Here is a 3,375-nt window from a genome sequence, read left to right on the forward strand (position 1 = left end):
AAATCGAAATCATTTGATGCAAAAACTAATGTATTACTGGATTTATTTGATTTATTATTTTCCATGTTTATCCTTGTTTTATGTATCTTGTTCCTTTTGTGAAAAGATCGGTGCTGATAACTCTCACATTTTTCATATAAACATCGTATTTTCGAGAGTTCATAACTTGTTTTACCATGTGTCCGATCATCTGTTTAACTCTTAAAAATTCGGATTTATCGAGATTATTCAAATCTTGATGGAATTGAATTTTTAATTCTTCGGCAATTCCTTCTACTGCCGGTCGTTTTAGTCGAGTTGCTGTTTCCATTCGGATAAATGTTTCCGGTAGATTCAGAAAAGTCCATAATTTTTTCCCAAACTCACTTTCAGCAAGTTTGATAAATTTCCAAGCTTCGTATTTCATCCTTTCTCCAAAAATTTTATACAGTGCCAATTGTTATTCTATTGATTTATTGTCAAATTTTATTTTTATTTTTTTATGAATAAGTTTTATTGTCCGTGTAAATCAGCGAAAATCCGTGAGCTAAACAGTTTCTATCGAAGCGATTAAGATGCTTTCCTCTGCCAAAGTTGTGAAACCAGCATTCCTGTCAACATCAGCAGACAGCCGATAAATGCGTGGATTTTCAGTTCTTCGCTCAAGATCAAAATCCCGCCAACTACAGCAAAAACTGCTTCCAAACTTAAAATGATAGCGGCATGAGTGGGATGTGCTTTTTTCTGGGCAACGACCTGCAAAGTGAAACCAATCCCAACCGAGATCAATCCTCCGTAAAGCAAAGGAATCAAAGCAGACTGAATAGCAGGAAAAGTCGGTTCTTCAAACAGCAGCATACTGAAAAAGCAGAGAACAGAACAAACCAGGAACTGGATGCAGGCAAGAATGAGAGGTTCGATCTTTTTGGTGAAATTATCGACCAGCAGCACATGTACAGCCCAGAAGGTCGCACTGATGAAAACGAGGAAATTCCCGAAATTCATCTCCACTTTGCTGGAAGCACTCAAAAGATACATTCCGCAAACTGCCAGAAGCGCTCCAATCCAGGTTCCTTTTCCGGTTTTCCTGCTGATGAATATTCCCAGAATCGGCACAAAGATCACATAAAGTCCGGTTATGAATCCAGCATTTCCGGCTGTTGTATAAACAATCCCGGATTGTTGGAATGATGATCCGATAAATAAAATTATCCCGAGAATGATCCCGAATTTCAGGTTAATTTTGAAACTTGATTTTTGGAAAATCTTTTTCCGTTTGATGAATGGAATGAGAAAAATCCCACCCATCAAAAAGCGAATGGAGTTGTAGGTAAACGGTCCGATGAACTGCATTCCAGCTCTCTGGGCAACAAAGGCAAATCCCCAGATGAGAGCGGAAATCAACAAGAGAATGTCTGTGTTCAAGTTATTGGATTTCATTTAATTATGTAGCACAGAATTGCATTCTGTGGAGTTGAAGTTAGGATTATTTTTAGAGTCCACATTTTGCAAAAATGTGCTACAGTCCATAAATCTGGATTGTTTCCCAGGCAATGGATTGCAGGAATTCTCTTTCATCATGAGTAATACTGTCATCATTAACATATTCGATGCCGACCGGACTTTCCTGCCAGAAAGCAGCAAAAAAAGTGCAGACAGCCAGGTAAGTTCCATGCACATTCGGATGACTTCCGTCTCCAACATGCAAAGGAAGATTTTGATCTTGAGTGAGAGAAAGTTCAAATGCTCTGCCGACCGGAACAACGATCACCTCGAGCTGCTCTCCAATGTGATTATATGCAAAAGCCAGACCTTCGATCATTTCGGGATCGTATTCCAGCGCCCAGGTCATGAAGAAAGCAGTTTCTGCTCCGCCTGCGGTGATCACTTCATCCAGTAATGTCGCATACTCATAAAACAATTGCGGATTGTCGATCGGTCTGGTGCTTTGTTCCTGCAGGACAACGATATCCCAATTTTCATCCAGAATGGTCTGCAGCGTGTTGGCATTGTTATAATGCGATTCCAGAGTTGCTCCGCCTGCAGTTATATCATCACAGAAAATTTCTGCGTGTTGATACTCGGAAAGCACAAGTTCCTGCAAATGATAATCGATCCCGCCATTTGTGTAGGTGTAACTGTTTCCGATAAAAAGGATTCGCTGTGGAGGTTCTTGCTCCTCCATTGAAAAAGTGATGCTTTCAATTTCATCTAAAGGGATCGATTCCGAAGTTCCGTCTGTTTTGTCGATGACCATGTCGGTGGCAGATAGTGAAAACATTATCAGAAGTATTGATATTTTGAATGCAATTTTCATATATTACTTCAAAATTTTATCAGATCAAACTTCGTGAATTTTTATTTCGATATGTTCGGCAAAATTTATAAAATCATAATCTGTTGTGAATATTGAGAAATCGTTATTGTATGAAACAGCACAGAGCAAAAAGTCAATGAAAGAACCTTGAACACCTTTACTCATAAGAGTGTTATAAAATTCAGCAGCTTTTTCATAATCTTCTGAATTAATCGGCAGATCGGAAAATGCAGAAAGTTTTGATTTGAGTTTTTTGAATTGATTCTGTGATTTAATGCCGGAAAGAATTTCTTGTCGAACCGGACCGACCATTACAACTCTCGTTTCTTTTATTAGTTCTACTAACTCATTTAATATCTCTTTTTCAACTTCATTCATGTTTTCTTCTTTTCGTCGCAGAGCAAGAGACCATACTGATGTATCTACCAGAACTTTCATGTTCGCTCTCTACCTTTTTTGTAATCATATTTTTGATGATACTCAATTTTACCGAATAGTTTGACGATTCCTAACTGTTTGTGTCTTTGAATGAATTCGAGTAACGCCGTATTCACAGTATCTTTTTTTGTTTTGAAATTCCCGACTTTCTGGGCTTCTATTAATAATGAATTATCAAGGGCTAAATTTGTTGCCATCGAAACCTCCTTTTTTTACACATACAAAAAAACAATTGTGTGTGTAAGAAGTCAAGTAATTATTATTTGCAGAAATTGATATTATTCTTTTCTAATATACAAAGATGTTTCACCATTCGTTCTTTAAAATCTCCCCAATCCTGAATTTCCTTCTTCGTCCAGACAATTTCAGAAAGTGCACACATTCTTGGAAAAGCCATATATTCAACTTCTTGCGGATTGGTCATAAATTCTGTCCAGACATTCCCCTGTGCTCCCAAAATTAGTCCTTGCTGCTCTTTTGGAATATCCTGCGGAACAGGTTCATAAGAATAAACTTTTTCCAGAGTTGTAACTCCGAATGCTCCCTTTTCACTTACTGCTTCGGTTTGTTTCCAGTCAAAATAGAGGAAGAAATTCGGACACATTACCGCTTTATTTCCATTTGAAACTGCATTTTTGACA

General features: G+C 37.8%; 6 protein-coding genes. All 6 read right to left on the reverse strand.

Annotated elements, in window-relative coordinates:
* Nucleotides 1–67: 67 nt before the first annotated feature.
* Nucleotides 68–406 carry a hypothetical protein gene (locus tag ENL20_05775; GenBank protein HHE38064.1) on the reverse strand — a complete coding sequence of 113 codons (339 nt, stop codon included), beginning with the start codon at nt 404–406 and terminating at the stop codon, nt 68–70.
* 143 nt (nt 407–549) lie between these two features.
* Nucleotides 550–1,419: a DMT family transporter gene (locus ENL20_05780; protein HHE38065.1), complete on the reverse strand. Its 870-nt coding sequence runs from the start codon at nt 1,417–1,419 to the stop codon at nt 550–552.
* 79 nt (nt 1,420–1,498) lie between these two features.
* Nucleotides 1,499–2,296 (reverse strand): hypothetical protein, encoded by a 798-nt coding sequence (locus tag ENL20_05785; GenBank protein HHE38066.1) that lies wholly within the window; start codon nt 2,294–2,296, stop codon nt 1,499–1,501.
* Nucleotides 2,297–2,320: 24 nt separating this feature from the next.
* Nucleotides 2,321–2,734, reverse strand: a complete 414-nt coding sequence (locus ENL20_05790) for a PIN domain-containing protein (GenBank protein ID HHE38067.1) — start codon at nt 2,732–2,734, stop codon at nt 2,321–2,323.
* Nucleotides 2,731–2,931 (reverse strand): type II toxin-antitoxin system VapB family antitoxin, encoded by a 201-nt coding sequence (locus ENL20_05795; protein ID HHE38068.1) that lies wholly within the window; start codon nt 2,929–2,931, stop codon nt 2,731–2,733. Before ENL20_05795 ends, ENL20_05790 begins: the two co-directional genes overlap by 4 nt.
* A 62-nt stretch (nt 2,932–2,993) precedes the next feature.
* On the reverse strand, nt 2,994–3,375 hold a 382-nt coding region (locus ENL20_05800), incomplete at its 5' end, for a beta-N-acetylhexosaminidase (GenBank protein ID HHE38069.1).

Source organism: Candidatus Cloacimonadota bacterium (assembly GCA_011372345.1).
Taxonomy (GTDB): Bacteria; Cloacimonadota; Cloacimonadia; order Cloacimonadales; family TCS61; genus DRTC01.